The 26,126-nt window shown below is 37.0% G+C and carries 25 protein-coding genes and 1 other RNA gene; 11 read left to right on the forward strand and 15 right to left on the reverse strand.

Annotation, left to right across the window (positions count from 1 at the left end):
* Positions 1-29 precede the first annotated feature (29 nt).
* From tssA to NGC85_RS12200, 7 genes are all read left to right on the forward strand, one after another.
* On the forward strand, positions 30-1,118 hold the full coding sequence (gene tssA / locus NGC85_RS12170) for a type VI secretion system protein TssA (RefSeq protein ID WP_254731520.1): 1,089 nt from the start codon (positions 30-32) through the stop codon (positions 1,116-1,118).
* A 15-nt stretch (positions 1,119-1,133) separates the two neighbouring features.
* On the forward strand, positions 1,134-2,498 hold the full coding sequence (gene tssK, locus NGC85_RS12175) for a type VI secretion system baseplate subunit TssK (RefSeq protein ID WP_254731522.1): 1,365 nt from the start codon (positions 1,134-1,136) through the stop codon (positions 2,496-2,498).
* A gap of 10 nt (positions 2,499-2,508) precedes the next feature.
* Positions 2,509-3,315, forward strand: a complete 807-nt coding sequence (gene icmH, locus NGC85_RS12180) for a type IVB secretion system protein IcmH/DotU (protein ID WP_254731524.1) — start codon at positions 2,509-2,511, stop codon at positions 3,313-3,315.
* A 10-nt stretch (positions 3,316-3,325) separates the two neighbouring features.
* Positions 3,326-3,931, forward strand: coding sequence for a hypothetical protein (locus tag NGC85_RS12185; protein ID WP_254731525.1), 606 nt, complete (start codon positions 3,326-3,328; stop codon positions 3,929-3,931).
* A gap of 3 nt (positions 3,932-3,934) precedes the next feature.
* On the forward strand, positions 3,935-4,903 hold the full coding sequence (locus tag NGC85_RS12190) for a M15 family metallopeptidase (protein ID WP_254731527.1): 969 nt from the start codon (positions 3,935-3,937) through the stop codon (positions 4,901-4,903).
* Positions 4,904-5,144: 241 nt separating this feature from the next.
* Complete coding sequence (locus tag NGC85_RS12195; protein ID WP_254731529.1) at positions 5,145-6,674, forward strand: cryptochrome/photolyase family protein; 1,530 nt, start codon at positions 5,145-5,147, stop codon at positions 6,672-6,674.
* A gap of 2 nt (positions 6,675-6,676) precedes the next feature.
* Positions 6,677-6,862 (forward strand): DUF2256 domain-containing protein, encoded by a 186-nt coding sequence (locus NGC85_RS12200; protein ID WP_034710249.1) that lies wholly within the window; start codon positions 6,677-6,679, stop codon positions 6,860-6,862.
* A gap of 1 nt (position 6,863) precedes the next feature.
* On the opposite strand, the gene NGC85_RS12205 is transcribed toward NGC85_RS12200, so the two are convergent.
* Positions 6,864-7,421: a lipocalin family protein gene (locus tag NGC85_RS12205; protein WP_254731531.1), complete on the reverse strand. Its 558-nt coding sequence runs from the start codon at positions 7,419-7,421 to the stop codon at positions 6,864-6,866.
* 319 nt (positions 7,422-7,740) lie between these two features.
* On the opposite strand from NGC85_RS12205, the gene NGC85_RS12210 reads away from it, so the two are divergent.
* Positions 7,741-8,913, forward strand: coding sequence for an iron-containing alcohol dehydrogenase (locus NGC85_RS12210; protein WP_005057374.1), 1,173 nt, complete (start codon positions 7,741-7,743; stop codon positions 8,911-8,913).
* Positions 8,914-9,114: 201 nt separating this feature from the next.
* On the opposite strand, the gene NGC85_RS12215 is transcribed toward NGC85_RS12210, so the two are convergent.
* Positions 9,115-10,296, reverse strand: coding sequence for a transcriptional regulator (locus tag NGC85_RS12215; protein WP_254731533.1), 1,182 nt, complete (start codon positions 10,294-10,296; stop codon positions 9,115-9,117).
* Between the two features lie 140 nt (positions 10,297-10,436).
* On the opposite strand from NGC85_RS12215, the gene NGC85_RS12220 reads away from it, so the two are divergent.
* Positions 10,437-11,948 carry an aldehyde dehydrogenase family protein gene (locus tag NGC85_RS12220; protein ID WP_254731535.1) on the forward strand — a complete coding sequence of 504 codons (1,512 nt, stop codon included), beginning with the start codon at positions 10,437-10,439 and terminating at the stop codon, positions 11,946-11,948.
* Between the two features lie 82 nt (positions 11,949-12,030).
* Here the strand turns inward: NGC85_RS12220 and NGC85_RS12225 are convergent, their stop codons facing one another.
* The 6 genes from NGC85_RS12225 to NGC85_RS12250 all read right to left on the reverse strand — a co-directional run bounded on the left by NGC85_RS12225 (position 12,031) and on the right by NGC85_RS12250 (position 16,871).
* Positions 12,031-12,723 (reverse strand): SDR family NAD(P)-dependent oxidoreductase, encoded by a 693-nt coding sequence (locus NGC85_RS12225; protein WP_254731537.1) that lies wholly within the window; start codon positions 12,721-12,723, stop codon positions 12,031-12,033.
* A 1-nt stretch (position 12,724) separates the two neighbouring features.
* On the reverse strand, positions 12,725-13,465 hold the full coding sequence (locus NGC85_RS12230) for an SDR family NAD(P)-dependent oxidoreductase (RefSeq protein WP_254731539.1): 741 nt from the start codon (positions 13,463-13,465) through the stop codon (positions 12,725-12,727).
* Entirely contained in the window at positions 13,462-14,136 is a 675-nt protein-coding gene (locus NGC85_RS12235) for a glutathione S-transferase family protein (protein WP_254731541.1), read from the reverse strand. The genes NGC85_RS12230 and NGC85_RS12235 overlap by 4 nt, the downstream gene beginning before the upstream one ends.
* 42 nt (positions 14,137-14,178) lie before the next feature.
* Positions 14,179-15,327, reverse strand: a complete 1,149-nt coding sequence (locus NGC85_RS12240) for a DUF6670 family protein (RefSeq protein ID WP_254731543.1) — start codon at positions 15,325-15,327, stop codon at positions 14,179-14,181.
* A 97-nt stretch (positions 15,328-15,424) separates the two neighbouring features.
* Positions 15,425-15,868, reverse strand: a complete 444-nt coding sequence (locus NGC85_RS12245; protein ID WP_005056426.1) for a PaaI family thioesterase — start codon at positions 15,866-15,868, stop codon at positions 15,425-15,427.
* 139 nt (positions 15,869-16,007) lie between these two features.
* Positions 16,008-16,871 (reverse strand): metal-dependent hydrolase, encoded by an 864-nt coding sequence (locus NGC85_RS12250; protein WP_254731545.1) that lies wholly within the window; start codon positions 16,869-16,871, stop codon positions 16,008-16,010.
* A gap of 442 nt (positions 16,872-17,313) precedes the next feature.
* Here NGC85_RS12250 and ssrA point away from each other — a divergent pair.
* Positions 17,314-17,672, forward strand: a transfer-messenger RNA (tmRNA) gene (gene ssrA / locus NGC85_RS12255).
* A 201-nt stretch (positions 17,673-17,873) separates the two neighbouring features.
* On the opposite strand, the gene NGC85_RS12260 is transcribed toward ssrA, so the two are convergent.
* The 7 genes from NGC85_RS12260 to NGC85_RS12290 all read right to left on the reverse strand — a co-directional run bounded on the left by NGC85_RS12260 (position 17,874) and on the right by NGC85_RS12290 (position 24,937).
* Entirely contained in the window at positions 17,874-18,260 is a 387-nt protein-coding gene (locus NGC85_RS12260; protein WP_005057385.1) for a hypothetical protein, read from the reverse strand.
* A gap of 712 nt (positions 18,261-18,972) precedes the next feature.
* Positions 18,973-19,767 carry a bifunctional 2-polyprenyl-6-hydroxyphenol methylase/3-demethylubiquinol 3-O-methyltransferase UbiG gene (locus tag NGC85_RS12265; protein WP_005057386.1) on the reverse strand — a complete coding sequence of 265 codons (795 nt, stop codon included), beginning with the start codon at positions 19,765-19,767 and terminating at the stop codon, positions 18,973-18,975.
* A 719-nt stretch (positions 19,768-20,486) separates the two neighbouring features.
* Positions 20,487-20,948, reverse strand: a complete 462-nt coding sequence (locus NGC85_RS12270) for a hypothetical protein (protein ID WP_254731548.1) — start codon at positions 20,946-20,948, stop codon at positions 20,487-20,489.
* A gap of 227 nt (positions 20,949-21,175) precedes the next feature.
* Positions 21,176-21,292, reverse strand: coding sequence for a hypothetical protein (locus NGC85_RS12275; protein WP_005056434.1), 117 nt, complete (start codon positions 21,290-21,292; stop codon positions 21,176-21,178).
* A 205-nt stretch (positions 21,293-21,497) separates the two neighbouring features.
* The gene (locus NGC85_RS12280) at positions 21,498-23,024 is read right to left on the reverse strand and encodes a DHA2 family efflux MFS transporter permease subunit (protein ID WP_254731550.1); all 1,527 of its coding nucleotides are present in this window, start codon (positions 23,022-23,024) and stop codon (positions 21,498-21,500) included.
* A 6-nt stretch (positions 23,025-23,030) separates the two neighbouring features.
* On the reverse strand, positions 23,031-24,179 hold the full coding sequence (locus NGC85_RS12285) for an HlyD family efflux transporter periplasmic adaptor subunit (RefSeq protein ID WP_254731552.1): 1,149 nt from the start codon (positions 24,177-24,179) through the stop codon (positions 23,031-23,033).
* Between the two features lie 260 nt (positions 24,180-24,439).
* Entirely contained in the window at positions 24,440-24,937 is a 498-nt protein-coding gene (locus NGC85_RS12290; RefSeq protein ID WP_005056439.1) for a thioesterase family protein, read from the reverse strand.
* Between the two features lie 172 nt (positions 24,938-25,109).
* Here NGC85_RS12290 and hemB point away from each other — a divergent pair, with 172 nt between their 5' ends.
* Complete coding sequence (hemB, locus tag NGC85_RS12295; protein ID WP_169109958.1) at positions 25,110-26,123, forward strand: porphobilinogen synthase; 1,014 nt, start codon at positions 25,110-25,112, stop codon at positions 26,121-26,123.
* Positions 26,124-26,126 lie beyond the last annotated feature (3 nt).

Genomic DNA, 26,126 nt, shown 5'->3' on the forward strand with positions numbered 1-26,126 from the left:
TTTAAGATTGAGCTGAATGTGTGAAACATATGGATATTTTATCTTTATTAATGCCAATTAATGAGCAGTCACCTTGTGGTGAGGATTACTCATTTTCCAATGAGTTTCACGCTATCAAAAAAGCAAGGACCCAAGATGATGTATTACTTGATCAAGGGGATTGGGTAACTGAACCTAAACAAGCTGATTGGGATTTTGTCGCAACCACGTCAATTAATTTATTACATTCTAAAAGTAAAGATATCCGTTTACTTACATGGCTTGCTGAAGCTTGGGCAAATTTATATGGTTTTAAGGGAATTAGCAAAAGCATTGAACTTAGTCACCACCTTCTAGAACAATATTGGTTAACCTTACACCCAGAAGTTGAAGACGATGATTTAGACCAACGTATTGGTTTATTACAAGGTTTAATTAATCAGTTGCCTTTACTCATCAAAAAAGTTTCTTTAAATAATCATGCACCTTTTTACCATTTACTTGATTATGACAATTTTCTTTATCATGAAAATATTCGCCGTAAACAAAGTGATGATTATGATGCCTCAACTAATCCAACTGAATTAGAACAGTTTGAACAAGCATTATCGAATACTGATAAAAATTTTCAGCGTGAAAACTATCAACATTTCACCGAAATCTTGCAACAATGGACGACATTGAAGCAAGTTTTAGATGACTTACTTGGTCTAGATTCGCCAAGTTTTGCTTCAATCGATTCTAGTTTAGATACCATTCATATCACTCTAAAAAAGATTTATAAAACCGATCTATTTGAGCAAACAACTCAAGCAGTGATTGCAGAGACCAACACATCATCACCGATGGTACAACAAGTAATGACACAATCCTCTGCACATCAGAATCAACTCTCTTTTCAGCCTCAAGTTCAATCACATGTTGAAAATAGAGAACAGGCTATGCAAGTTCTACAAGAAATCGCGACTTATTTTCAAAAGAATGAGCCACATAGTCCTGTCAGCTATATGCTGCAAAAAACCATCAAGTGGAGCCAAATGCCTTTACATGAATGGTTAACTCAAGTCATTAAAGATGAACATCCACTCCAAATGTTACATGATACTCTCGGCGTTCAACCAAAGAATGAATACGAATAATTGTTGGTAAAGCATATGTTTAAAGCAGAAAAAATTCTTTGGGGTGAAGGCTTATTTCTAAGACCACAACACTTCCAAGTTCAAGATACTTATCATGAACAACGTTTGAATCATACAGTACGAGCTTTAGTTCCTTACGCATATGGAATACAAAAGCTTAAATTTGATGAGATTCAACTATCCACCCATATATTGGCTTTAGAGACAGTGGAAATCATTTGGCAAGATGGTGAAATTTATCATGCCCCTGCACAGGATCTTTTACCAGAACCTTTATTGCTTGATGATTTGAATTTACACAGTGAAATGATTGTTTATCTTGCACTTCCTATTTTACAAGCCAACAAGAAGAATATTGCAGATGATACTGGAATGCTTTCGAGTCGATATCATAACTATTTAAATGAAACACATGATTTATTTACAGATGCCAGTCCAGCTGAACTGAATTTTTTACGTCGCCGCGCTGAATTTAAATTACTTCAACCACATATCCAACCCACCCAAGATCTCGATGGTTTTATATATTTAGCTATAGGGAAATTAAAACGTCATAGTTCTGGTAATTTTGAATTAGATCATAAATTTATTCCCCCAATTTTACATATTTCTGCTTCAGAAACGTTAATCAATAACTTAAAACGCACGCTTAATGTTATTAAAGCCAAAATTAAAACCATCCAAAGTAACAATCGTGAAAATGAGCAAAAACTGATTGAATTTCGCTCTGGTGATATCGTTTCTTTCTGGTTAATCAATGCTTTAAATACTGCCTATGCTGGATTAAATCACCTTCTACAATATCCATTGATTCATCCAGAACGATTATTTTCAGAGTTATTGCGTTTAACAGGATCTCTCCTAACATTTTCAACTGCCTATGATGTTGATCATTTACCACAGTATAAACATCATCAGTTACAAGACAGTTTTCAGCAGCTTGATCTCATTCTAAGGGAGTTACTCGATACGATTATTTCAAGTCGTTATTTTAGTATTAGCTTAAAGGAAACTCGACCTTCTTATTGGGTTGGTAGTCTTGAATCCGACAAAATTACACGTGATACTCGTTTATACGTTGCTGTTTCAAGCAGTATGATGCAAACACATGAACTCATTCAGATTGTACCTGTACGATTTAAAGTAGGTAGCACAATAGATGTTGAACAACGCGTCATTGCAGCTCTCCCTGCTGTTCCCCTGCACCATTTAATGCAAGTTCCAACCGCAATTCCTGTACGTTCCGGTGTGAGTTATTTTGAAATAGAACCGCATCATGAGCTTTATCAACGTATGCTTGAGTCTGAGTCGATCTGTATTTATGTTCCTGCTGGATTTCAAGATATTAGTATTGAACTTATTGCTGTAATGAATACTTAAGAGAAGAAAAATGACTCAACATCCGACAGGTATTCCTTCTTTATTTGATGATGGAAAAATTGGTTCTGGTTTGCCAAAATCTGAGCAACAAAATAAATTGCAAGTGACGAACTTGATTGATTTATTACATGATGGATTCTATTTAGTTTTCTTAATTCGTAACCGTTATATTCCATCTAATCCAACTGAATTCCGTGAGAAAATCTTAGAGTTATTAAATCGTTTTGAACAACAAGCCAAAAGACTTCAATTTCCGGCTGATGATATTCACGATGCAAAATATGCTTTCTGTGCATTAATTGATGAAACAATCGCAACACAACAGGATGCAGCATATTTCAATTTACAAAATAGTTGGTTAATTAGTCCATTACAGTTGAGTCTATTTGGATCTCAACTCGCTGGTTATCGTTTCTTTGAAATATTGGAACAAATAAGAAGCAAAGGTAAGGAACGTTTAGCGTCTCTTGAAGTTTTCCATTATTGCTTACTTTTAGGATTTCAAGGTAAATATCGATTAGAGTCAATTGAGAGTTTAAATCATCTCGTTGCACGTGTTGGCGATGAAATTGATTACCTTAAAGGCAAAAAAGCTGCTTTTTCACCTTTTGCAGCTATACCAGATCAAATTAAACATATTATCCATCATGAGCTTCCCTTTTTCTGGATACTAATCTTTTTATTGTTATTTGCATTATTGACTTTTGCGGGATTGAAATACTTGCTTTCTACACAAAATGAAACTGCTTTAATGCCTTATCAAAATGTGATTTCTGCACCTGCAGAAGAAGCACATATTACGATCCATTTGCCTTAGTTGATAACCTATGACTCAGGAAAGAACAACTTCTTTACGCATATTACAGCCCCATAAGAAAAAAACTTTATCGCCTGTAATTTATATAATAATTGGATTTATTTCAGGGATAATTTTTACTTCGCTGATTTTCTTTGTTTTTGCTATGAGTTCAAATCCTACCGATACGGCAATGCCACAGCAAGAACAAGCAAGAGAAGAAAATCCAACTGTTCTGCCGAATTCAAAAACACCAACTCAAAATACAGATGAGATTGCGACTATTCAGCACGAAACAACAGAACCCGTTGAAGAGAATAATATTGCTCAACCAGGCAGTAATGATTTAAGCAAATTCTTCCAACGCACACCAGCAGCAGCTCCGAGTGCGCAGCAAACTTCCCCTTTTGCCAATGAGCCAAATGCCAAACCACAACAAAAGGTAATACCCGTAAAATCACCGCAAGAGAAAAATGAAACCGCGCCAGTGGTGACAAATAAAACCGTGAAGCCAGCAACCCCTCAACCAGCCAAAGCCGCTCAAATGAAAGAACCTGAAGCTGAAGTAGAAGCACCTGAAGCAACTGTACAAATTAAAGTGACTCAAAAACCTTTTGCTGTTAATGAACTCAAATAAAAAATGATTTGGTTTATCTTCTTCTGCTTCGTTGCCGTTGCGATTGGATTGACGTTGCTCATGTCTTATGAGTTACGTCATAAATCCAAACAATTATTGCAATCACTGCTTCCAAGCGGGAAAAAGAAAATCGTCAACGCCATGCAGTTCGCAGAGAACATGCATCAAGCAGCTTCGCCAGAAAAACTACAATCTCATTGGCACCTACAACAATGGTGGATTTTAATCGCAGGTTTCTTTTTATTTGCAAGTATTCTAATTTTTGCGTTTACACGCCCGATCAATTCCACACGAATTGAAGCTGAGTATTTAAAAGAGACCGACCCACAGATTTATAGCTTACTCAATGGTGAAATCCTCAGTCCACCACCCGATGTTGACAATACCCTGATCCAAGATGCAATTATAGAAGCAACTCGTCTAGAACAAGCATATCAAGCACAGCACCCTACAGATCCGAGTATTGATGCATCTCAAATTGAAATTCCAATTACACATTCACACGGCAGTTTGGACTCATCTTTAGTTGATCGTAAATGGGATAAAATCAATCCTCGTTATAAACAACGCCTACTCATGGTATTCAAAATCATGAAAGAACAGCATGGTTATGAACTTGTATTATTAGAAGGTTATCGAAGTCCATCTCGTCAAAATATGTTAGCAGGTAATCCAAATACGACTAGAGCTAAGGGCTACCAAAGTTATCACCAATTTGGCTTAGCCGCTGATGTTGCCTTTAAAAGGAATGGAAAAGTTGTAATTACTGAACGTGATCCATGGGCTATGCGAGGTTATGAATTATATGGGCAAGTTGCCGAATCTGTAGGTTTAACGTGGGGCGGACGATGGAAATCAATCAAAGACTATGGGCATACAGAGTATCGAATGCCAGGTCTAAGAAAAACGAAAGAAATGGCAGATCAACTGATTGCCGAAGGACAAATTGTCGCAAATAATAACGTATCGTAAAAAAAACCACATCTGGAGATGTGGCAAAAGGTGTAGCTGTGCTTGAACAGTCATACTGTATTTTTAGAATAAAGTTCTAAACTTAATTTAATATTAATTCGAACTGAGTTACCTAGAATAAAGCTTCAAATAGCCTTGCGTCATTAAATGACTGTTAAATAAACGCATTTTAGAATAATGATGATATTCACAAGAATTTGACAACAATCGAACTATATTCAAATTTTTAAGCATAAAGATCATGCGCTACGGTTTAATTTTAGGTGATCAGCTTTCAGAGCACATTGCCACACTCAAAGCACTTGATAAAGACCAAGACATAATTTTGATGGCAGAGCTGGTTGAAGAAGCGACCTATGTAAAACACCATCCTCAGAAAATTTCACTGATTTTCAGTGCAATGCGTCATTTTGCAAAATCCTTAAAAGCACAAGGCTGGAAGATTCGTTACCAAGCCTTTGATCGTACACAATCAGCTCAAAGCTTTGTTGATTTTGTCCAAGCGCAATTAGAGAAAAACTCAGCAGATGCTTTAGTGATTACTGAAAGTGGAGAGTTTCGTTTACAGCAGGCGATTGAAACTACATGGTCTAGTCAACTTCAAATTCCAATACATATTTTAAGAGATGATCGTTTCTTTTGTTCTAAAAATGAATTTAAGCAATGGAGTTCTTCTTCTAGAATATTACGCATGGAATTTTTCTACCGAAAGCTCAGGCAGAAAACTGGCTATTTAATGGATGGCAATAAACCAGTCGGTGGGAAATGGAACTATGACATCGAGAATAGACAAGCTTGGAATGCTCAGGACTCAATACCTGTAGCATTAGAATTTGATCGAGATCAAATCGATTTAGATGTGATTGAATTGGTGAAAGCAGAATTTCAAGATCATATTGGTCAAATCAACCATTTCAACTGGGCAACAACACGTCAACAAGCGCTGCAAGCACTCGATTATTTTATCCAGCATCAATTAATCCATTTTGGTCAATATCAAGATGCAATGGTTCATAATCAAGATTATATGTTTCATAGCCTACTCGCTCCCTATTTAAATTGCGGATTACTCTCTCCCAAAGAGGTTTGCGATGCAGCACAACAGGCCTATTTTGAAGATCGTGTACCGCTAAATACTGCTGAAGGCTTCATCCGTCAAATCTTGGGATGGCGCGAATTTATTCGAGGCATATATTGGTTAAAAATGCCAAGTTATTCTGAGTTAAATGAACTACAGGCAGATCGAGAACTTCCTGCATATTTTTGGACAGCAAACACTAAAATGGAATGTATGCGTGAATGTCTAAGAAATTCTTTAGAAAATGCTTATGCACAGCATATACAACGATTAATGGTGATCGGAAATTTTACTTTGTTAAATGGTATTTCACCTAAACAAGTAAATGATTGGTATTTGAGTGTATATGCAGATGCTTTTGAATGGGTGCAATTACCGAACACACATGGCATGGTTTTATTTGCTGATGGTGGTCTTGTTGCAAGTAAACCTTATGCAGCTTCAGGGAACTATATTCATCGTATGTCTAACTACTGTCAGAACTGCCACTACAATGTCAAAACCAAAACTGAACAGGATAGCTGCCCTTTCAATAGCTTATATTGGAATTTCTTAGCCAAACATCGCGTTTTATTTAGTTCCAATCCCAGAATGTCAATCATGTATAAACAATGGGATAAGCTTAACCTAGATGATCAAAACACTATTTTGACACATGCGGATGATCTACAAAAACGTATTGAAGAACTCTAATCATGCATAAGAAAGTTCATTTACCTGAAAAAATTTGTGCTTATTGTTTACGTCCTTTCTCATGGCGAAAGAAATGGGAACGATGCTGGGATGACGTTAAATATTGCTCTAAAAAATGCAAATCACAAACAAAGCATATTACAAATCAGACATCTAACACGCAGATGCCTGATGAGTTTTTTAAATAAATTATTGTGCTCGATGTGTTGTTTTGATCAACTTAGACAAGTCATAACCTTGTTGTTTTGCCGTTTCAAGATAAGAGTTATAAGTGGCCTCATCAATGGTTGGTGTTTTAGAAAGAAGCCATAAATATTTAGTTGATGGTCCACCCACCAAAGCGACCTTATACTCAGGATCTACTCGTAATACCCAATAATCGCCTTTGGTAAATGGCAACCAACGTAAGCCTTTCGGTAAGAAACTTACTTTTAGTTTACTGTTCCCTGCATTTGCTGCATAAGCAATACCTTCTGAACTATCCATCTCACCTGATTTTGTACGACAACTGTTTAATACGCCAATGGTTTTGTCTGGATTGATAGTATAAGTTGCAGTCGTATCACTTAGACATTGACGTTGAAAATACATGGGTAAATGAGCAATTTCATACCATTTTCCAGCATATTGATTGACATCAATTTTATCCACCGCAGAGGGTTGTTGAGCATTTGCTTGTACTGGTATTACAGTAGCAGCCAGAGAAACAGACAATATAGCCATGCCGAATACAGTTTTAGCTTTCATTTTATCCCCTTCATATTTTCAAAAATATTTGGTTCACTTTAAATATAAAGCTGTGAATAAAATGTGAGATTAACTTTACATTACATTTAAAAACAATAGTTTAACAATTTAACTCATAATTAAGTTTAAACATGAATTACTAAATCACCTCTGTTTGATCTTCGATAAAGAACCGAAATTTGCGCTTTTAAAAACTCCATGACTCATTTGTTGGTAGGTTTTTGGTAGGTAGGAAAAAATTTCAACCCTTGCATACTAAGCCTACAGTGATGTGATCACTGAATAACAAACAATGGATTATGGAAGAAGGAATCGCTCCATGGCTTTTAAGAATATTGCAGATCAAACCAACGGTTTTTACATCCCTTGCGTCTCTCTTTTTGGACCTGGTTGTGCCAAAGAAATTGGAATCAAAGCCCAAAACCTTGGCGCTAAAAAAGCATTGATCGTCACCGACGAAGGTTTATTTAAATTTGGTGTAGCAAATACCATTTCAGAATATTTAAAAGATGCGGGTGTGGAGAGTCATATCTTTGCTGGTGCTGAACCCAATCCAACTGATATCAATGTTCACAATGGTGTACAAGCCTATAATGATAATGCTTGTGATTTTATTGTTTCCCTTGGTGGTGGTTCTTCACATGACTGCGCTAAAGGAATTGGCTTAGTTACCGCCGGTGGCGGGCATATTCGTGATTATGAAGGTATTGATAAAAGTACCGTGCCGATGACACCACTCATTGCAATCAATACAACGGCGGGAACGGCATCTGAAATGACTCGTTTCTGTATCATTACCAATACCGACACCCATGTCAAAATGGCAATTGTTGATTGGCGTTGTACACCGCTGATCGCTATTGATGATCCTAAACTGATGGTTGCTAAACCTGCTGGTTTAACGGCGGCAACAGGAATGGATGCTTTAACACATGCCGTCGAAGCTTATGTTTCTACTGCTGCAAATCCGATTACCGATGCTTGTGCAGAAAAAGCAATTACCATGATTAGCCAATGGTTACGCCCTGCTGTTGCCAATGGTGAAAATATTGAAGCACGTGACGCGATGAGTTATGCACAATATTTAGCGGGTATGGCATTTAACAATGCTTCTCTTGGTTATGTTCATGCAATGGCACATCAACTAGGTGGTTTCTATAATCTGCCACACGGCGTATGTAATGCAGTGCTTTTACCCCATGTTTGTGAATTCAACTTGATTGCTTGCCAAGATCGTTATGCAAAAATTGCAGAATTAATGGGGATCAATACAGACGGTTTTACCGAAACAGAAGCCGCATTTGCCGCAATTGATGCAATTAGAGAATTATCATCTTCAATTGGTATTCCATCTGGTTTAACTGAACTTGGTGTAAAAACTGAAGATCTTGCAATCATGTCTGAAAATGCTCAAAAAGATGCGTGTATGCTGACCAACCCTCGTAAAGCAACGCATGCTCAAGTGGTTGAAATTTTCAAAACTGCACTTTAAATGTTCTCTTAAAAGTAAGCCAAGCCTCCGACAACAGGCTTACTTTTTTTGTGGGAATAGCAAGCTGGTGATATTCCCACTTTTTTTGGTGCTAAATTTTTTAAATTAAATTACAATATATTGATTTTTATTAATTTTTAAATAATTCTCTAAAATATAAATCAATCAACATGATTATTTCTAATATCTATAAAAAATGCCTTAAAACATATCTTTAAACTTATTCAAAGATAGATGTGCAGGATGATCAACAGGTAATAACTCCATCAAACGTTCAACTGCATCGATTGCTTCAGGAAAATGAGCCACGTGTTTCAATAGTAAATCCGTTTCTGTGGTTTTAAAAATCGCATCACTCAAACGCGACTCTAAACAATCTCGCCATGCACATAAAAATGGGCTTTCAGTTTTAGCGAGAAAAACACCTTTATATAACTGTAATGCAGAAGCCACATATCCAGAATCAAGTGCTTGTTCAGCCAAAAGAAAATCTGCTTCTACATCTGCCAATAAACGGTATGGTCTTGATCCTAGCATTCCCCCTAAAATGTCTCTCAATTGCGACATTTCAGCTTTTAAAGTACCAATACTTACTTTGCGTTCACCGTATAAAGCTTGATGCAATTTTTCTAGATTTAAGCCATTTGGACACAGTACTAAAATTGCTAAAATTTCAATTTGACGTGGTGTAAGAACCAGTGATTTTCCATTGAAGAAAATTTGTGGCGTTGAAAAAGCCCGAATATATAAATGTTGTCGTTGCTGTTCGATCAGTGCAGTTTGAATAATTGATGCACAACGTTCTGCTGCTAAAACTCCTAAGCTATTATGCTTTTTCCATGTGGTTGATAAATCCACCACACCTAATACTTGTTTTGAATATGGATCAATAATCGGTGCCGCATAACAGACCCAATCATGAATCGACTCCATATAATGTTCATTTGAAAAGACACAACTGGATTGTTGAGTTTTAAGCGATAGTGCCAAAGCGTTTGTTCCAACCACCTCTTCAGCCCACTGCCCACCCGCAATGAAATGCACCTTTTCAGCAGCACTTTGCATTTGTGTACTAGAGGCTGTCCATATAATTGTACTCCCAACATCTCCTACAGCAATCACCATAGATGACTGTGCAGCGATATGGCTCAGTTCATTTGAACAAGTATTTAAGGCTTTATCTAAACTACTTGAATTTTTCTTATTTTGATTCAGTAATGGAGCTGCAAGACGTTCTTTGGGAATTGAAGACGATACGGATCGCTGCCAAGAACTCGCAATACTCTGCTCTAGTTTTTCAGCACTTTGGGGAGACAAGCTATTTTGTTGCTTTAATTGATCAATAGACTGCCTTTGTTGTATCAGCTCTTGTTTTGTAAACATGTGTATATCCCTCACGCGTGATCATGGTTTCCTACCTTTCTCCAACCTTCTCCCTTATATCCTAGTGAAATAGCGTACAAAAGTACCTTATACCAAAGCTGTAGATGCTTAAGATCAATTATAAGCAAAGGAATATATATATGCGTTACATCGATCCGAATCAAGCAGATTCAAAAGTCCAATTTAAACTACAATATGAAAACTTTATTGGTGGTCAATGGGTCGCTCCTGTCAGAGGAGAATACTTCGATAACGTTTCGCCTGTCGATGGCAAAGTGTTTACAAAGATACCGCGTTCTTCTGTTGAAGATGTTGAACTTGCACTTGATGCAGCACACAAAGCAAAAGCTGAATGGAATAAAAGCTCACCAACATTCCGCTCAAATATCTTACTTAAAATTGCTGACCGTATGGAAGCAAACCTTGAAATGCTTGCGGTGGCAGAGACTTGGGACAATGGTAAACCTGTTCGCGAAACACTAGCAGCAGACATTCCATTGGCAATTGATCATTTCCGTTACTTTGCAGGTTGTATCCGTGCGCAAGAAGGCGGCATTTCAGAAATTGATGAAGATACCATTGCCTATCATTTCCACGAGCCATTGGGCGTGGTCGGTCAAATTATCCCATGGAACTTCCCGATTTTGATGGCAGCTTGGAAACTTGCTCCTGCACTTGCGGCAGGAAATTGCGTGGTTTTAAAACCTGCGGAGCAAACGCCAGTTGGAATTTTATTGGTTCTCGAACTCATTCAAGATCTTTTACCAGCAGGTGTGTTGAACGTCATCAATGGCTACGGTGCTGAAGTCGGTCGACCACTCGCAACCAGCCCACGTATCGCTAAAATTGCATTTACAGGTTCAACACAAGTTGGACAGTTGATTATGCAATATGCGACAGAAAACATTATTCCCGTGACGCTCGAACTGGGTGGGAAATCTCCGAATATTTTCTTTGAAGATATTATGGATAAAGAAGATGATTTCTTGGATAAAGCGCTAGAAGGCTTTGCCATGTTTGCCCTAAACCAAGGCGAAGTATGTACCTGCCCATCTCGTGCCTTGGTTCAAGAAAGCATTGCAGATGCATTTTTAGAAAAAGCCATTGAGCGCGTCAAGCGAATCAAAGTGGGACATCCTTTAGACACTGAAACCATGATTGGTGCTCAAGCTTCTCTTGAACAACAAGAGAAAATTCTACGCTGTATCAGTACAGGTCGTGAAGAAGGTGCTGAACTACTGACAGGCGGTAGTGCTAGACAAGAAGTTGGTGAAGGCTTCTATATCGAACCAACGGTGTTTAAAGGTCATAACAGCATGCAAATTTTCCAAGAAGAAATTTTTGGTCCTGTGCTGTCAGTAACGACATTTAAAGACTTTGATGAAGCCATTCAAATCGCAAATGAAACCATCTATGGTCTGGGTGCAGGTGTGTGGGCGCGTTCTGCACATACCTCATATCGTGCAGGTCGAGCGGTAGAAGCAGGTCGTGTATGGACCAACTGCTATCATATTTATCCTGCACATGCGGCATTCGGTGGATATAAAAAATCGGGCATTGGTCGTGAAAACCACCGCATGATGTTAGATCATTATCAACAAACCAAAAATCTTTTGGTGAGCTACTCAACCAAACCTGCTGGATTCTTCTAACAATCCATCTCACTCATTAAAAAGAGCAAATGTTATTTCTCATTTGCTCTTTTCATAGGTCGATTATAATTTTTCCTGCCAATTAATTGGTCAAACTCAGTTCCTGTGACCAAGTCGATTTCGGTTGTTGATGTAGATGCCAACAGACTTGAGCAATCGATTGCATCAACTTTGGATTCTGATCATCCCATTTTTCTAGCGTGCAGTAAGCCACATGAATTCCTTTAGGATGAAACTCTCTTGCCAATGACTGTGATAAGGCTCGAATACTAGCAAACATACTCATCGTCAATAAATCTGCTTTCTTTTCCGCACCCTCTGATCTTGCACCAAGGAAAATTACTGTTCCACGTTGCTGTTTAAGCATGCTTGCAATCATAGCTTGCGAAATATTGACTGCATTTAAACCTGTAGCTTGCCAATATTGTTCAATCATTTCAGCAGATACAGTATTGATATGACCAGTACACCCAAACTTTGGCTGGATAATACATAATTCAATCTTATAGCCCTGTTGTTGAATATATTTGACCAGATTTTTTAATGAAGTATTCGACAACAAATTCAATTGAATAACGGTTTTTTGATTATCTAAACTGATAATCTTTAAATCGTGCTGAGATGGCTCATGTGTCACTTGAAAAATATGTAATGAATGATCTGAATCAAGATTGATAAAGGCTTTACTCAACAACTCAATATTTTCACCAAAGACCACCATACAGGGTTGAGCATTTTGTGATGATTTTAATAATCGTCCTAGCTTATTCATCATTTTAAAAGCGCTCCTGATGCGGACGTAAATCTAATTCATGTGTCCATAAATCATTGCTTTGCTGATATAACATTAAATAATTATCTGCAATTGCCTCGATATTTAAGCCGCCAGTACCACGCGTTAATCTTGCTAAACGTCCAAGTCCGAATAAGGCTTTATTGACCCGATCACCATCGACCATGCCATCCACCACAACATGTGCAATATGTATATTTTTCGACTTATATAGACTTGCTAAATTAAGTGCATAAGCACGTAATGCTGATTTACCCATGGTAAATGCAGCAAAAAATGGTTTACCACGCATTGATGCACTCGCACCTGTGAAAATCAGAGTTCCTTTTTGTTGTTGTTCAAAAATCTTCAAACAAGACTGCGAAACCAAATAAGCAGACAAAAAAGTTGAACGCCACATTTTTGAGAAAAAGGACAACTGCGTTTTTAAAAACAAGGATGGAATATTGCCACCCACATTATGAGCAACAACTTCTAGCTGTTCATTATTTGCAATGATCATGTCGAATAAAGATTGAATCTGTTGATCATTTTCTGCATCTAGACAATAAGCGACAGCACTCCCACCTTGCTCAGCAATCGTTTGAGTCACTGCTTGTAATTTATTGAGCGTTCGTCCTACCACATAGACCTTTAGACCAGATTGAGCAAAACGTCGTGCTACAGCAGCGCCAATCCCTTGTTCTGCCCCGACTCCAACGACAACAGCGACTCGCGTAATCATATCTGTTTGATCCAAGCTGCGATATTAGAATAGCTGTTAATTTTTGCTCCCCACACTTTACTGGTTCGGACAATCTCTAAAAGCTGTGAAGCAACTGCAATATCGGCTATTGTTTTTTGCTCCCCAACTAACCAACCAGTAGCACTCAGCATCAGTTCTATACGTTCTAAATGACGGATAAACTCTGCTTCAATATCGGCTTTTGCCATACGTCCTGTGCCTTGCATTTTCAGTTGAAAACTGAGTGCGGACTTCAATAAGGGTTTCATCAAAATCACTTCATGCTTCGGACGACCTTGCGCACTGATTGCTACAGCATGATCTAAAGCCTCGGCATCACTTACTCGAAAGTGGATCTCATAGAAATACAATAATTCATCTGCCCAGTCTTCCCACAACTCAGCATAAGCTTTTTGTATCGGATCAAGCGGATAAAGACGTGGCAAGTCAGGATACGTTTCATCCAAATAACGTGCAATACGCGTGCTGTCTTGAATCCGCTGTCCATTAATATCCAGTACAGGTACTTTTCCGACCTTACTCAACATTGGAACCTTAGCCCCCAACACACCGTTATAATTGATGGTTTCAAATTCAATCCCTTTAAATTTCAACATTCTTGCTACTTTTTGACAAAAAGGTGAAATTTCCCACTGATGTAAAGTAACCATTATTTTTCTTTCCTTTGGGTTGATGTTTTAATCACAATCAGATTAGTCACGCCGATCAATATACTCAATATAACCACGTCCCTGCGTAGCCACTCCTGATCTACTACCATGCCAGTGATATCCACCAACATAACCAGTCGCTAGACCAAAAAGTATTAGCGTATCGACAGTAGCATGAATATCGAAAAGTAAGTTTTTATGCTTATCTATGACTTGCCATCTAAATGTTTCAGGCAAACTCATTAAACTTCCATCTTGTCCCTGCGCGACTTCGGCTTGTAAACTCAAGACTTCAAAATGTACATCTGCATCTAAATGAATTGCTGTGCCATCTGCTTGTCTTAACATTGCAAATGCTGCAATCGAGTGGTCTAAAACAGTCACGTAACCCAATAAGAGCTGTGTAGTTTCATCAATTGTCAAAACTTGATAGGTAAAAAAATCTGCTGGGATCTTCAACCATTTTGGAATTGTTTTATTCAATGGATAAGCCAATGAAGGTGCTTTCCAATGTTCCCAAGTGGCTAAACCTGATACCTGTTGCGTCTGATCCTGATAGGTAATTTCACCCTCATAATTCATCAACAAACTCATGTGCTGGTAAATCGCACTGTGAGCAAACCAAGAATTTGCACCCGTGGCTGTAAGCTTTAAATCAACAGCAAAATCCTCCCTACGACTTATCAATCGAAAATGAGGATACTGTCCTGATATTTCTGCATTCTCACCAAATCTAATTAAATTATGTTGTGGATCGAATTGCATATCGTTCTGAATCGAATAGCTCGAAAATGCATTTTTATTTGCTAAAGCAGTACCATGAACCAAAACTGCTGTATTGAGTGGTCCATCTTTGGGATCAACGAAAGTATCAGCATCTACCACTTTTAATCCAAGCATGCCAAGAATTGAAGCAAAACTTAGAAAATAATGTGGTGCAGGCAAATCAGCAATCATGATGCCAAAATGAGTGCCTTTAAATGGAAAAGGATTATTAATGGCTTGATAAAAATCTGGGCTCGGATAAGGAATATTTTGATTCGGACGTGCAACTCCCATGATACGACTCGCAGCCTTCGTCAACAAACCAACAGCATGATCTTTAAGTCCACGATTAGTTTTACGACTATTCGGCAGCATTCGCCCTGTTATCGTAACTGGAATATCTGATTGAATTTGTTTAGACATCATTTTTATTCTCAATTCATCAAAAACGCTTTATTTATCTTTTAACAATTGCCTTACTAAATTGAAAAAAGAAGGTTTTTACACCTTCTTTTTTGATTAATTATTTTTGACGAATAATCATATTAGTCGCTGTTGCATGGGCATACAATTTGCCTTCTTCATCTCGAAGATAGCCCTCTGAAATGACTAAGTTACGTCCAACATTGATCACTTTTCCTTCAGCGATGAGTTTCTTATTAAACGGCATTGGACGACACATTTTGATTGCTAAATCAGTCGTGCCGTATCCTTCACCCGCTGCCAATACAGTATGGCATGCGCATCCTGTGACAGAATCGAGTACTGTCGCAGCAAAACCACCATGCACCCCCCCTAGTGGATTGGTATGACGCTCATCTGCCGTCGCCATAAAAACGATACGACCAAACTCAACCTCTCCAACAACGTCCATCCCCATAGTTTTTGCAATACCAGGTGCAGGTACTAGACCTTGTTGAAATGCTTGCATGATTTCTAAACCAGTCATTTGATTTGGACTTTTCATTGATTTACTCTCTTTTTAGGTCTTTATAAAAACAATATTTACAGATAGAACGCTATTAAACATAAATAAATGAGCTAAGCTGCCTTTCATCCATTTAAATAAATTTTGATCGTGATAGCAGCTAGAGTAGATCATTCAATTAGGATACTAAATGATGTGATGTTTCATTTAAGCCTAGTTTTAATTTAGTTTGAGCCACAATATCAGTTTCATCTGTATCATTCGGATGAAAATCAAAGCGGTAATAATCTAAAAATTTTGGAATAAAAACTTTATATTTTTCTCTACCATGATGCATAAATTTACGCCAAGAATTTAAATTGAATAATTGACGATCACGTTTCAAAAGTACCAACTGATATAGCGTCGACAGAACCGTAATCATGGCTAAACTAAAGGTGAAAATAGCAATACGAGGAATATAAGCAGCTAGTCCTTTACCATATAAATATTGATACATATCATAGGCAACGGCTTTATGTTCAGTTTCTTCTACACTATGCCATAACCATAAATTGCGTATGGTTTCATCTGTCATTAATTCGTTCACGTCTTTCATCATTTCCACAACTAAAACTGCGGTGTAGTGTTCAAGACCAACTGTAACCAACAAATTCCACTTTTTAGGAAAAGTACGTTCAATCGCTTTTAGAACAATACCTGTCATTTTTTCTAATGACTCTGGGTCTAAACCATACTGCTGCGCGCACTGATGGAATGCATGATGTTCTTTAGAATGCATCGCCTCCTGACCAATGAAAGCTCCAATATCACGATCAAGCTGCTCATTATTTTTAACCTGAGCTCTTAAAGCCCGAACCGAACGGACGAAATAAGACTCACCTTCTGGAAATAAGGTAGACAAACCAGTGAAATAATGAGTAAAAGTTGGCTCATTATTACACCAATATTTAGGCATATCCTGAAATTCATAGTCCATTCGACGTACTGGAAATGATGCAGGTGTTTTTTGCTTTGATTTTTCTTTCAACACTGACGACATTATTGTTCACCTCAAGAGTTTTAGCTCAAATTAACAAGTTCTAAAAAAGTACTTGTTAAATCAAAATAGAGATAGATAGATTTCTTGTCAATCTTGTTACCATCATTCCTTAAAAGTTGTCCTAAAATGACTGTCATCTTCCTTAAAAGACAAATCCAACTATTTTTATAAATTTATATTTATATTTATATTTATAACTTATAATTAAAAAATAACATTAAAACAAATACTTAAATAAAAAATTATTGATTTTAAAAATTGAAACTTGTCTTTATGAACTGCTATTTCATTAAGTCGTTCTGAAGTAAATATTGATAACTTTGTTGAGTACTCGATAAAAACTCAATGGGCCTCTTTCCTAATATCATCACCTTACACTTTCTAATTGGTTATAAATTAAGATTTATTTTTTTAATAGTTGTGTTATGATGCTAGATCAATTGGGGGTGTTTCTGGCTTCGACGCTGGTGATGAAACTCATAGATGCATGTCGAGAGCGCATTTTCTCTCGTAAATCAAATTTGCATTTTTTAGTCGCAAACGACGAATCATACGCTCTAGCTGCCTAAGGGCAGCTTGTCCGCCTCTCCGAATACTTGTGGTTAGAGAGTCCGACTGAAGCGCACGCACACAAGTCCGTATAAAGCCAAGCCTCGGGGCTTTGTACTAAACTTAGAGGATCGCGATTTGTACCCTGTTCGTCGGGTCACAAAGAGTTAAAACAATAGACGATATCTAAGCATGTAGTATTCTCGAGCGTAGTGCTGGCGGACGCGGGTTCAACTCCCGCCACCTCCACCAAATACATAAATTTATATCACTTCATTTAGCGATATATAAGACGAAAAGGCTTAAACTGTAATGGTTTAAGCCTTTTTTCTTGCCTATACATAACTGATCTTAACTTTATATAGTATTGCTCACCGTGTATCCCTACGTGTACAGACCATGAATTTCACCCATTAAAAAACCCTCCGAAGAGGGCCAATTATTGAATACGTATCAGTAACTATAACAAACGTCTAACTTTCCTTTGATCTGTTTAGTACAGAACCAAGCCCCATCTTTATAAGTCTTAATCACTTGCTTTGTTTTTGCTTCACGATAATATTCTTTTGCATCTTGCAAAGTATCTGCGTTACGACCTAACGAAATGGATCTTTCTTCAGCATCAGGGTTCATTGTATTTTCTTCAATTAAATATTCCTTATCACCTATTTTTAATGCTTTATACATACCTCCAGCACCTCCACCAGAAGAAATAACACATTTAGTTGGAATATTTTTCCCATTCACTTCAATACATTTCCCTTTTCGATCAGGATTCTCATGTGCAAATATAGAAGTTGATGCTGTCATAGCCAGTAACAAACCTAATGTTTTTTTCATATATGTGCCTTTCTAATAGTTCATTAATTCTTAGATTATAAATAAGCACAAAGAATATATACTAATCAGTTTATTTTTACGAACTAAAAAACCTACCTCAAAATGAAGTAGGTCTAGTGATATACACTAAAGTCTGAAATATGGGATGCTTTTGCACATTACGCAAAGGGATTTTAATTAGCTAAAAATAATAATCACTAACCATAATTAGTTTTATTTGACTTTTACAGCGAATAAATTAATTTTACTTATTACATCAATAAATCTCAAAAAGCCCCCTTAGTAACAAGTAGTTTGTATCCCTAGTTATTAGCAGTTATTTAATTATCAATATATTCAATAACTTACAAAAAGCGGCTTTATATTGACAAGATTTTGACATACTTGCTAGTTTTGGCAGAGCTACAAAAAAATTAATCTGTTATATTCAAATTAAGTTCATATCAAAGTATGACATATAAGTTTGCTAACTTCGTTATAGTTAAAGCTCTATCAAAATAAAGAGCTTCATCAACCTCCACATTATCAGGGAACTTATTACCTGTTAGGACATAACCCCAGCATTAAATACTTTTGTATTCGTTTGAGCATTAGCGATATTTTTAGTTGTATCAAGTAGTGCATGAAAACAACCATTACACGTGAGAATAAAACATCTTCAAGATAATTAAATAGCTTTCAAGCATAATATACTAATATTTAAAAAATTTATCTATTTTTGATTCTTTTCACCCAATATAGAAAACATCAATGGTAAATTTTTACCACAATGCTCAATCCTGTATTTTTCATTTTCTTTAATCATATTGCTAAAACAGTTATATGATGAGTAATCATATTCTTTGAATTCGAGAATATTTATTCCATGATTAATTAAACTTGTAAATATTTCACTCAGGCTATGATTCCAAGTGATTGTTTGATAGTTTATTTCTGCTGATGTATCAGCATAAGAGCCAGTAGATGTTTCATTTATAGGATCATCGTTGAAGTAGCTGTATGTTATATTTTTAAATTCATCATCAAACATCCATATTACTGGATGAAACTCAACAATTAAAAACTTACCGCCAATTTTTAAAAAATTGGATATCACGCTCGCCCATAAATCTAAATTTTCCAACCATCCTATAACCCCATAACTTGTAAAAACGTAATCGTATTTTTTGTCTAAAACACTGGGTAGTTCGTAAATATTGGCGCAAATAAAGTCTACATTTAGACCCAGTTCATCGTTAAATTCTTTTGCTTTTTTAATGGCTTCTTCTGAAAAATCTACCGCTGTAACATGAGCACCAAGCTGAGCCAAAGACATAGAATCTTGCCCAAAATGACATTGTAAGTGTAGGATGGATTTGCCTGAAATATTCCCTAAAATACCCAATTCTATTGGATTTAGCGTGTTTCTTCCTTTTAAAAAGGAAATATTGTCATAAAACTCGCTCTTAATATGCGTATTTGTTTTTAAATTCCAAGCATTCTTATTGATACTTATATAGTCACTCATCTTTGATCCTTAGTTTCAAAATTTTTTGCTATGTTTATTTCAATCATATAGCCCTTTTTACTACATTGTTTATTTTAAGAACGTTGCTTTTTTGCGTTATAGATGAAATCCAGCATTTTTCAAGATTGAATATTTAAATCTATGAATCTGAAAAATCCATTCATTTTAGCCATACAATTAGGATTTTCTAACATCATGATAATACGCTTTATGCTAAATACTTGAATTGTTCCTATCAGCATCAATATCTTAAAATAAGCCGTTCCAGAGTTCATTGTTGCGATTTCTTAATTCGTTCAGTTGAATAATCATCACTGTAGATTTGAGTATCTTGTTTGTTGTCTAAGTCTAACAACCAAGTCGACTACTGCATTATGGTAGGTTTTATGAGTAGTTTGAATTTTAATAGCATGGTTTAAACACAAGCAAATATTGATGCAACTTAAAGTCGCGAAACACCTAGTAGTTTATTTATTAACAAGTTTTCCTTTTTTACATACTTGAAAAACCTAGATAAACCGAGTGTAGGCTTTAGTGAATTTCGCTCAATTCTGAGACGCAGCAACTTTGTTAAAGTACTGCATCAAAATCATAAATTTTTCGAATATAATTTTATTCGAATTAATTAATTTTAATTAACAATTAAGATCAATAATCAATCCATTACTTCTTAGTTATTAGATAGCAAGAACGTACAGTTCTGATTCTACTCAGCCATCTCACTCCCCAACAGGGATGGAAAACTTAAGTTGATTACTGCTCTGATCTGTTGCCATTGTGATTGGTTTAACCATTTTTTGATTATATTCTTTGTCTGAAATTAAGCCCCTATTTTTCGCTTTTTCAATCGAGTTGAACTGCTGCTCTTGCCGTTGCGCATTCAAAGCATCAAAATGTCTATGTTCAAGATAATATTGAGATTTATCATGAGGACTCATATTTGAAGTATTCGATTGAATTTGCTGTTGCTTCTCCAAATCATAATTACTTTGGTTTATGCGATCATTTTCTTGTTGTCTATATGACTCAAAAAAATCAACTTTCTCACTGCTGCTTTGAGCACTTAGCGATTCATTATTTTTTAGCATCAAAATAGATTTATTTTTTTTGAAAATATCATCAGCACTATACGCCGCGCCACAAATTACCGTACTTATAAGAAGAATTAATATTTTTTTCACTAAGTATACTCAACATAAAATAAATCAATTTAATGAATATTTTATTATTTCTACACAATTATTTCAAACTGATGCAAAATCACTTATATGATTTTGGTGAAAATAAAGTCCGCATAACGTTTGCTTCAACGCATACAATAACTCTTTGATGAGCTTAACTAAAGCGTGTCTAAAATCTGCGACACGCTTGTTTTAGTTTTTTAATGACATAACGACAGACCAAAGCTTTACTTGTCTAGAAAATATTCCCAAATAATAAAACCAATTCCAAAACCTAGGAATGAATAAAGCGTAATAATAAAGAACACAAAACTGGCTTTGTTTTTCTTTCTTAGAAAACTCATATCGATATCCTAGCATTCATTAAAACTATATTTTAACCAGTTAAACCATAAACAGTAGACACAGTTTTGGACAAAAAAAATATAACAGCGGCTGTCATCTAGGTTCTTCTACTGTAAATTTTAATCATTTATCAGTGATCAGACTGAACTATAAATGATTAAATAAGTTTGCTTTATATCTCAGAGATAGATCACTTCAAAACTATTAATGCGGTGCAGGTCCACCCGTAATTGCTTTAGGTTTAGGACTCATCCAAATCAAAATACTCGCGAAAATAAATACAAGCGCCAAAATCATAAAGACATGATTAGCTGATATCGTGATTGCTTCTTTATCGACTAAATTTGCAATCGTCGCTAAGGTCGCATCAGATGAAAAGCCATTTTGCATTAATGTATTTTGCACTTCTTCTGGATGTAAATTATTGACCATTTCGCTACGTGCATACTTGGTATGATCATCCCAAATTGTTACCGTAATTGAAGCACCTATCGCGCCCGCCATTGTTCTCAAGAAATTCATTAAGCCTGCGGCAGAAGCCATTTCTTGAGGCAGTACCGAACCCATTGCAATATTTGAAAGTGGAATAAAGAAAAATGGAACTGCGAAGCCTTGTAAAATTTGTGGCCAAGCTAGAGCCATAAAATCAGCATCAGTCACCCAAAATGCGCGCATCAATGTTACAACACCCAACAAAGCCAAACCAAAACTAGCTAAGGCTCTTGGATCGTATTTGGTTGAAAGTTTAGCAACTATCGGTGACATCGTTAAACTGCCAAATCCCATCGTTGCTGTTAAATATCCTGCCCAAGTTGCCGTATAACCTAAATTGATTTGCAGCCATTGTGGAATTAAAACGATACTTCCAAAAAAAGCACCAAATCCAAATGCTAAAGCGGAAACTGAAACGGCAAAACCTCGATGTCGGAAAACGTATAGATTTACAACAGGATGCTTTTCGGTTAACTCCCAAATCATAAAGACAATAAAACCAATTACAGCCGTCAGTGCTAAAATAATAATGCTACTGCTATTAAACCAATCTCGCTCATGACCTAAATCCAGCATCAATTGTAAAGCACCAATCCACAACACCAACAAACCAAGACCAATTGCATCGATACGTAATTTCTCAGTTTTAGTCTCTGCTACTTTCAGTAAACGGAGTGTGGCTAATACACAGAAAATACCGACAGGAATATTGATAAAGAAAATCCAGTGCCAAGACAGATTATCACTGATTAAACCACCCAAAATTGGCCCAAGAATAGGTCCAATGACTGTGGTCATTGCCCAAAGTCCCATCGCTTGTGCATGCTTTTCTGGTGGAAAAATTCGCATTAACAGCGTTTGGCTTAGTGGCATGAGTGGACCACCACACAAACCTTGTCCAATACGGAAAAATACCAACATTTCCAATGATGTGGCTAAACCACAAAGAAAAGAAAAAATGGTGAAACCAATTAAACCGAACACAAACACTCTGACTGTGCCAAAACGTCCTGCTAACCAACCTGTGAGTGGTACACAGATTGCTTCGGCAACGGCATAAGACGTAATTACCCAAGTCCCTTGTGAGCTGGAAACGGCTAAGTTACCAGTAATATGCGGGACTGAAACATTGGCAATCGTGGTATCAAGTACCACCATAAAATTGGAAAGCGCAATGACAAATGCGGCGAGCAGTAATCGCCCACCACTGAGTTCTGCAAAAGGATTCTGCGTTTTCATAGCTGATTACTTCGATGCGAGATCAATGTCCGCTTGCATCGACAACCCAACACGCAATGGATGTTCTGCAAGTTCTTTTGGATCAAGCGTAATACGTACTGGTAAACGCTGTACCACTTTAATCCAATTTCCTGTCGCATTTTGTGCGGGAATCAGAGCAAAAGCAGCTCCTGTTCCACCCGAAAAACCCTGAACAATACCGTGATAAACAACATCATCACCATAAAGATCAGAAGTTAATGTGACTTTTTGCCCAGCTTTTACTTTAGCAAGTTGGCTTTCTTTATAGTTTGCATCGACATAAAGTGCTGTAACTGGAACAACAAACATCATCGCTGTTCCAGGAGCTACACGCTGCCCAATTTGAATATTTTTACGTGTAACAATTCCATCTACAGGCGCACGAATCACTGTACGCTCCAAATCGAGCATGGCTTGATCTAGATGTGCTTTTGCCACAAGAACGTCTGGTGTAGAGGTTTCATTTGCGCCTTTGATCAGTGCATCGTTTGCAGCAAGCGTACTTTCAGCAGCTTTACGACTAGATGTGGCTTGAGCTAAACCTGCCTGAGCTAAATCTAAACTTGCTTTAGCCGTAGAAACCGTACTCTGAGCTTTACTCAACTCTTCTTTTGAAATCGCACCTGTTGCTGCCAATTCATTACGGCGCTGTAATTCCAAGTTAGCTCGATCATAATCGGCTTGAGCTTTAGTAACTTGAGCTTGTGCACTATTAATTTCATCGTTACGGACGACAACTTGAGAGTTCAAAGAACTGCTATTTGCTTGGCTTTGTTTGTATTGACGTTGTGCTTTAGCAAGCTCAGCTTGTGCTTGAGCCAATTGAATTTTTGCATCACGCTCATCAATTTTTACTAAAACATCACCTTTTTTTACTTGCTGGGTATCTTTAACTAAAACTTCAGCAACCTGCCCACTCACCATTGAGGTGATTTGAGCTGTTTCTGCACCCACGTAGGCATTATCAGTACTGACAGAATGATGAAAGAACAACGCCCAAATACCATACAGAATTGCAGCGATAATGAGAATAAGCGCGAAAAATCCTAAAAACTTTTTACGTTTTGCTTTCATTGCATCATCAGATGCCAAATCTGAAGCAGCATTCTGTTGGTTTGCTTGAGCGTCAGTCATACGTTATTCCTGAAATTAAAGATATTTTTAACTTTTGGTTTAATCAGCCGTCCAGTCTATTTTTTGAAACTTAACTGAATGTTAAAAAATCCAATCAAAATATGAGTCATTATTGGAATGGCAATTTTATCCATAAAAAATCATATTGCGAGAATAAAAAAAATAACTGTAGCGTTCAATTCTTATATTTAGATAATTTTTACAATTACTTTTAAATAAAAAAAAAGCGCCTCAAGGCGCTTTCATTTTCAGTACATCATTTAATAAGCATAAGACGCAATAGCAGTCGCGATTGGCTTATCTTCATCATTCACCATCGTCATACGCATAGTGCAACCTTTTCGCCCTAAACGTAAGGTTTCTGCACGTGCAATAAAGTATTTACCACGTCCAGGTGCAAGATAATCGACACGCATATCTACGGTAGCCAAACGTGAAACTTTTTTAATCGTATCCGTTAAATCTTCTGGTGTTGCACGGCGGTAAAGTTGTTCCATTGCCACTACACCACCAATGCTATCCAGCATCGTTGCAGCTACACCGCCATGTAAGATTTGGAAAGCCACATTCCCAATCAACTCTGATTGCATATCAATGTAGCCCTCAATTTGATCGTCAACCACTCGCATGACCATGCCACAATGCTTAAAAAATGGTGAAGAATTAAATGCTTTACACAGCTGTTTCAATACCACGCCATGATCGGCTTTAGCACCTAACTGAATATTACCTGTCCAGTTTTTCTTTACATCATTCATACGCGGTCTAAATCCAAAGGAACGATAAACATCCCATTATTTTGTACAAATCTAAAATTATGGGGCTACAATAGCGAGGATATTTAATTGACCTAAGCCGCTAAGTTCTCCCCTAGCATCACTTAAATGATTCAATTATTCCTATAGTGTAATACTGAACATCGAGATTGTTATGACTTATACGTTCAATCGCCCTGCATTTCCAGCGACTCGCATGCGCCGTATCCGTAAAAATGACCAATTACGAGCGATGGTCAGCGAAACACAACTTACAGCTAATCATTTGATTTATCCAGTTTTTGTGCTTCCAGGACAACAGCAAGTTCAAGACATTCCGAGCATGCCAAATGTTCAACGTTTATCTGCTGATTTATTACTCAAAAAAGCGGAAAGTTTACTCGAACTAGGCGTTTCAAAACTTGCATTATTTCCCGTGACACCACAAGAAGACAAAAGTTTAACGGCTGAAGCAGCATGGCATGAAGATGGATTAGTCCAAACAACATGTAGACTACTCAAAAAAGAATTACCTGAGATGGTACTCATCACTGATGGTGCACTTGATCCTTATACCACTCATGGTCAAGATGGCATTATTGATGAAACGGGCTATGTGCTCAATGATGAAACGGTTGAATGCTTAATCAAACAAGCATTAAGCCATGCAGCCGCAGGTGCAGATGTTGTTGCCCCAAGTGACATGATGGATGGTCGTATTGGTGCAATCCGCCAAGCACTTGAACAGAATGGTTTTATCTATACCAATATCATGGCTTACTCTGCCAAATACGCATCAAGTTTCTATGGTCCATTCCGCGACGCAGTTGGTTCAGCAAGTAATTTAAAAGGTGGTAATAAGTATAACTACCAAATGGATGTAGGTAACCGTGCTGAAGCATTACATGAAATTGCTTTAGACATCCAAGAAGGCGCAGATATGGTGATTGTAAAACCAGGAATGCCATATCTCGATATTGTACGCGAAGTGAAAGATACCTTCGGTGTGCCAACTTTTATTTATCAAGTCAGCGGTGAATATGCCATGCTTGCAGGTGCGATTCAAAATGGTTGGTTATCTGATAGTGTGATTTTAGAGTCTTTGATGTGTTGTCGTCGTGCAGGTGCAGATGGTATCTGGACTTATTTTGCTGAAGAAGCAGCGCGTAAACTGAAAGAGATGAAATAACTC

The organism is Acinetobacter sp. Z1, assembly GCF_024296945.1.
GTDB lineage: Bacteria > Pseudomonadota > Gammaproteobacteria > Pseudomonadales > Moraxellaceae > Acinetobacter > Acinetobacter beijerinckii.

Excerpts from the sequence above, each read along its gene's own strand:
- tssA (WP_254731520.1), top strand. The coding sequence starts at position 30 with ATGGATATTTTATCTTTATTAATGCCAATTAATGAGCAGTCACCTTGT.
- tssK (WP_254731522.1), top strand. The coding sequence starts at position 1,134 with ATGTTTAAAGCAGAAAAAATTCTTTGGGGTGAAGGCTTATTTCTAAGA.
- icmH (WP_254731524.1), top strand. The coding sequence starts at position 2,509 with ATGACTCAACATCCGACAGGTATTCCTTCTTTATTTGATGATGGAAAA.
- NGC85_RS12185 (WP_254731525.1), top strand. The coding sequence starts at position 3,326 with ATGACTCAGGAAAGAACAACTTCTTTACGCATATTACAGCCCCATAAG.
- NGC85_RS12190 (WP_254731527.1), top strand. The coding sequence starts at position 3,935 with ATGATTTGGTTTATCTTCTTCTGCTTCGTTGCCGTTGCGATTGGATTG.
- NGC85_RS12195 (WP_254731529.1), top strand. The coding sequence starts at position 5,145 with ATGCGCTACGGTTTAATTTTAGGTGATCAGCTTTCAGAGCACATTGCC.
- NGC85_RS12200 (WP_034710249.1), top strand. The coding sequence starts at position 6,677 with ATGCATAAGAAAGTTCATTTACCTGAAAAAATTTGTGCTTATTGTTTA.
- NGC85_RS12205 (WP_254731531.1), bottom strand. The coding sequence starts at position 7,421 with ATGAAAGCTAAAACTGTATTCGGCATGGCTATATTGTCTGTTTCTCTG.
- NGC85_RS12210 (WP_005057374.1), top strand. The coding sequence starts at position 7,741 with ATGGCTTTTAAGAATATTGCAGATCAAACCAACGGTTTTTACATCCCT.
- NGC85_RS12215 (WP_254731533.1), bottom strand. The coding sequence starts at position 10,296 with ATGTTTACAAAACAAGAGCTGATACAACAAAGGCAGTCTATTGATCAA.
- NGC85_RS12220 (WP_254731535.1), top strand. The coding sequence starts at position 10,437 with ATGCGTTACATCGATCCGAATCAAGCAGATTCAAAAGTCCAATTTAAA.
- NGC85_RS12225 (WP_254731537.1), bottom strand. The coding sequence starts at position 12,723 with ATGATGAATAAGCTAGGACGATTATTAAAATCATCACAAAATGCTCAA.
- NGC85_RS12230 (WP_254731539.1), bottom strand. The coding sequence starts at position 13,465 with ATGATTACGCGAGTCGCTGTTGTCGTTGGAGTCGGGGCAGAACAAGGG.
- NGC85_RS12235 (WP_254731541.1), bottom strand. The coding sequence starts at position 14,136 with ATGGTTACTTTACATCAGTGGGAAATTTCACCTTTTTGTCAAAAAGTA.
- NGC85_RS12240 (WP_254731543.1), bottom strand. The coding sequence starts at position 15,327 with ATGATGTCTAAACAAATTCAATCAGATATTCCAGTTACGATAACAGGG.
- NGC85_RS12245 (WP_005056426.1), bottom strand. The coding sequence starts at position 15,868 with ATGAAAAGTCCAAATCAAATGACTGGTTTAGAAATCATGCAAGCATTT.
- NGC85_RS12250 (WP_254731545.1), bottom strand. The coding sequence starts at position 16,871 with ATGTCGTCAGTGTTGAAAGAAAAATCAAAGCAAAAAACACCTGCATCA.
- NGC85_RS12260 (WP_005057385.1), bottom strand. The coding sequence starts at position 18,260 with ATGAAAAAAACATTAGGTTTGTTACTGGCTATGACAGCATCAACTTCT.
- NGC85_RS12265 (WP_005057386.1), bottom strand. The coding sequence starts at position 19,767 with ATGAGTGACTATATAAGTATCAATAAGAATGCTTGGAATTTAAAAACA.
- NGC85_RS12275 (WP_005056434.1), bottom strand. The coding sequence starts at position 21,292 with ATGAGTTTTCTAAGAAAGAAAAACAAAGCCAGTTTTGTGTTCTTTATT.
- NGC85_RS12280 (WP_254731550.1), bottom strand. The coding sequence starts at position 23,024 with ATGAAAACGCAGAATCCTTTTGCAGAACTCAGTGGTGGGCGATTACTG.
- NGC85_RS12285 (WP_254731552.1), bottom strand. The coding sequence starts at position 24,179 with ATGACTGACGCTCAAGCAAACCAACAGAATGCTGCTTCAGATTTGGCA.
- NGC85_RS12290 (WP_005056439.1), bottom strand. The coding sequence starts at position 24,937 with ATGAATGATGTAAAGAAAAACTGGACAGGTAATATTCAGTTAGGTGCT.
- hemB (WP_169109958.1), top strand. The coding sequence starts at position 25,110 with ATGACTTATACGTTCAATCGCCCTGCATTTCCAGCGACTCGCATGCGC.